The organism is Actinoallomurus acaciae, from assembly GCF_042429965.1.
Taxonomy (GTDB): domain Bacteria; phylum Actinomycetota; class Actinomycetes; order Streptosporangiales; family Streptosporangiaceae; genus Actinoallomurus; species Actinoallomurus acaciae.
In genome coordinates this window covers 418-870 of record NZ_JBHLZP010001307.1, presented here as the reverse complement: position 1 = coordinate 870, position 453 = coordinate 418, and the positions used below count along the sequence as shown (strand labels likewise).

Genomic DNA, 453 nt, shown 5'->3' with positions numbered 1-453 from the left:
TGTCCCAGGCCGGGGAGGCCGAGGGGGCCCAGCGGTGGTCTCCGGCGTGTGCGCTACCGGAGCAGGGTTTCTGGTTCCCGCCGACGGTCTTCACCGGGGTCGCCCAGTCCCACCGGATCGCGCGAGAAGAGATCTTCGGCCCGGTCCTGTCCGTGCTGACCTTCCGCACCCCGGGCGAGGCGATCGAGAAGGCCAACAACACCCCTTATGGCCTATCAGCCGGGGTGTGGAGTGAGAAGGGGTCACGGGTCTTGTGGATGGCCGAGCGATTGCGGGCGGGGGTGGTGTGGGCGAACACGTTCAACAAGTTCGACCCGGCCGCACCCTTCGGCGGGTACAAGGAGTCCGGCTTCGGCCGTGAGGGCGGACGGCACGGGCTGGAGGCCTACCTGCGATGAGCGAACGAGTGAACATTCGCAAGACCTACAAGCTCTACATCGGGGGTGCTTTCCC

General features: G+C 66.9%; 1 protein-coding gene. It reads left to right on the top strand.

Features of this window, described 5'->3' with window-relative positions:
- Positions 1-398: aldehyde dehydrogenase family protein (locus ACFFNX_RS52220; RefSeq protein WP_378213925.1), on the top strand; the 398-nt coding region annotated here is incomplete at its 5' end.
- Positions 399-453: the final 55 nt, after the last annotated feature.